General features: G+C 46.5%; 2 protein-coding genes. Both read right to left on the bottom strand.

The genetic code is table 11. From position 1 onward, the window contains the following. Window positions 1-2791, bottom strand: a 2791-nt coding sequence (gene gcvP, locus V7D75_RS08505) for an aminomethyl-transferring glycine dehydrogenase (RefSeq protein WP_442968941.1), incomplete at its 3' end; no start/stop codon positions are given. 78 nt (window positions 2792-2869) lie between these two features. Further along, window positions 2870-3628, bottom strand: coding sequence for a nitroreductase family protein (locus tag V7D75_RS08500; protein WP_333614217.1), 759 nt, complete (start codon window positions 3626-3628; stop codon window positions 2870-2872). Between the last annotated feature and the right edge of the window lie 99 nt (window positions 3629-3727).

Genomic DNA, 3727 nt, shown 5'->3' with positions numbered 1-3727 from the left:
GCAGTGGGAAGGCCGCCGTATCACGGCTGTACGGATGCGACCATTCGCTGCTGGTAATCATCGCCGCGGTATGTGGCGCATTGACCAATGGATTGTTATCTAATGTCCAACCATCTTCGCCAGCTTTGGCTTTCATTGCCTCATTTTTGATAGATTGTAGCGCACTGATAAAACGATCCAATTCTTCTTTCGACTCAGATTCAGTGGGTTCAATCATCAAGGTGCCTGCAACTGGGAAACTCATCGTTGGTGAGTGGAAGCCATAATCCATCAAGCGCTTAGCAATATCGCTTTCACTGATGCCAGTTTCTTCCTTCAATGGGCGAATATCGATGATACATTCGTGAGCGACACGGCCATTTTTACCTGTATAAAGAACAGGGTAGTGGTCTTTCAGCTGGCTGGCAACATAGTTGGCATTTAATAATGCAAGTTCAGTAGCTTTTAGCAGACCATCGCGTCCCATCATAGCAATGTACATCCATGAGATTGGTAAGATACTTGCTGAACCATAAGGCGCTGCTGATACCGCTGAGCAATCATTTTGCGCATTATGCACAGGGCTCAACGTATGGTTGGCCATGTATGGTGCTAAGTGTGCTTTCATACCGATAGGGCCCATGCCAGGACCGCCGCCGCCATGTGGGATACAGAAAGTCTTGTGTAAGTTCATATGCAGTACGTCTGCTCCAACATCGGCAGGCTGCATCATGCCGACCTGCGCATTCATGTTGGCGCCATCCATATAGACCTGACCGCCATGTTGATGAATCAAATCACAAATATGACGGATGCCTTCTTCAAACACACCGTGCCTTGATGGGTAAGTAATCATCAAGGCACCTAAACGCGCGCTGTGCTCTTCACATTTAGCGGTCAGGTCACCGATGTCTACGTTACCGTTGTCATCAGTTTTGACCACGACGACTTGCATACCCATCATCATGGCGGTAGCAGGGTTGGTACCGTGCGCTGACATTGGAATCAAGCAAACATCACGATCCGTTTCGCCCAATGACTCATGGTAACGACGGATTGCTAATAGACCGGCGTATTCGCCTGAAGCGCCAGAGTTTGGCTGCATAGATACTTCATCAAAACCTGTGATGGCTTTTAATTGCTCTTGTAAGCTATCAATCATCGCAATGTAGCCAGTCACTTGATCGCGCGGTGCAAATGGATGCACATTGGCAAATTCAGGCCAAGTAATCGGTAGCATCTCACTGGTCGCGTTCAATTTCATGGTACAGCTACCAAGAGAAATCATGCTACGGTTCATCGCCAAATCTTTGTCTTCTAGCGACTTTAAGTAGCGCAGCATTTCGTGCTCGGTATGATGGGTGTTAAATACCGGATGGCTCAAGATATCATCGCTACGCAAGTGGGCGCTATCGAGTGACACGCGAGCTTCGGTCGGCAAGTCATGAGCTTTACTGACAAATAATTGCGTTAAGACATTAAAATCTTGCGCATCGCTAGTTTCACTAAAGGCAACGCTCAATTTGGTGTCGCCAAGACGCCATAAGTTGTAGCCAATATTGTCGGCGTTTTCAAAAATCTGCGTTGCCATTTTTTCTGAACCACAATCAACGACGACACTATCAAAGAATTGATCGTGTACGACTTTTAAATTACTGTCGTTAGCACCTTTAATAACATCAGCAAAGGCAGTCGCAAACGCATGGATACGAGTGGCAATACGCTTAACGCCATTTGGACCATGATACACGGCATACATACCGGCTAGATTGGCAAGCAAGACTTGTGACGTGCAAATGTTTGAGTTGGCCTTTTCACGGCGGATATGTTGCTCGCGGGTTTGCAGTGCCATACGTAAGGCGGTATTGCCTTGCGAGTCTTTTGAGACACCAATGATACGACCAGGTGCTGAACGCTTAGCCTTATCAGAGAAGGCAAAGTAGGCGGCGTGTGGACCACCAAAACCCATCGGAATACCAAAACGCTGGGTGCTACCGAGTGCTACGTCTGCGCCCATATCGGCTGGTGACTTTAATAGCACCAAGCTCATGATGTCACTGACAACGCTGACGTAGGTTTTGTTTTTCTTTACCGCCGCAATAACATCGGTTAAGTCTTTTACATCGCCTTCAACACCGACGTATTGGAATATAGCACCGAAATAATCACCTGATTTAGCCAGTTCGAAATCACCAACCACCACTTCCCAACCAAAATATTTGGCACGAGTATTGATGACATCTAAGGTTTGTGGATAAATGCGGTCATCAACAAAAAACTGGTTTGATTTACTTTTGCTCACACGCTTTGACATCGCCATCGCTTCTGCCGCAGCTGTTGCTTCGTCAAGTAATGACGCACCAGCCATTTCCAAACCTGTTAAATCAATACAAACTTGCTGGAAGTTAAGCAATGCTTCTAGGCGACCTTGGGCGATTTCAGCTTGATAAGGCGTGTAAGCAGTGTACCAACCTGGATTTTCAAGGACGTTGCGCTGAATCACTGCTGGCATGCGCACAGGCGAGTAACCTTGACCGATATAGCTCTTATTAACCGTGATATCGTCTGCCATGGTACGTAGTTTAGCAAGTGCGGTGTGCTCACTCATCGCCACAGGCAAATCTAGCTCTTTATGCAAGCGCACTGGCTCAGGCACGGTATCATTGATAAAGCTTGCCATATCTTGATAACCAACGGCATTTAATAGGTCGGCTTGTTTGGCATCATTTGAGCCTAAATGACGATAGACAAATTCAGCTTCGTTGAATAAACCTTGAAAGGTATCAAACGTTGGGTTTTGCGAGATAGTCATAACAGTCCTTGGTAAAAGGGGTGATAAAGGAGATGGCTAAAATAATGAATAAAGAATAATTAATAACGGTTTACGGTTTTAGACGTAATGGACAAATTGAGTTTGGTCAAAGCGGAACTGGCTGTTATAAATGCCATTATCAGCGCGCTCACCGGCACCAATCATCATAATGATATGGTGATCGTCGCTTAAATTTAATAAGCGTTTCATCGCAGGCTCATCAAAGCCGCCCATCGGACAACTATCAAAACCGTGCGCGCGTAAAGCAAGCATGAGGTTTTCGGCTGCAAGAGCAGTATTGTTGGTGGCCCAGTTTTTGGTGTCTTCAAAGGTATAATAAGGTGATTTAATCGGACCTTTTACCCGTCTGACCACTTGCGTTGCACCCCATTTAGCCGCTGATATAACGTTGACCGGTCCGCGTAAGAAATCCATGGTCACAACTTTGTTGTAGTAGTCTTTGACCTTTTTTGGCACTGGCGTATCCGGATATTCACGCAATATTTGCTTAGCATGGTCGTGCCAAACATCGGTACGCGCAACGACCGCAATCAAGCGCGCTGAGGTTTTAGCCGCGTTTTGATTCATGCAGTTTTTTACCGCGCGTTTGCGTTTATCCGCATCATCAATTACATAAAATTCCCAAGGCTGCAGGTTGCTTGAGTTCGGCGCGAGCATAGCCAAACGTAGGCAATCTGCTAATACCTCATCAGGTATCGGTGTGTCGGTAAAACGTCGGACAGATCGGCGTGATTCAACCACATCGCGAAACGCTTGTAGCTGCGGGGTATGATCAGGCGTCGCAATCGTGGTTTGCTTATTAGTATCAGGGGTCATATGAAAATCCATGCTGGGATTGAGTGCTTGGCTAGGTTTGTGTGTCGAGATACTTGAGGTGCGTGGTTAATATTCTTTCCTCAATGAGTACGGCCCAAA

Origin of the sequence: Psychrobacter sp., assembly GCF_036731945.1 — a bacterium.
Taxonomy (GTDB): Bacteria; Pseudomonadota; Gammaproteobacteria; order Pseudomonadales; family Moraxellaceae; genus Psychrobacter.
The sequence above is the reverse complement of the archived record's forward strand: the minus strand, read 5'-3'. Positions and strand labels throughout refer to the sequence as shown.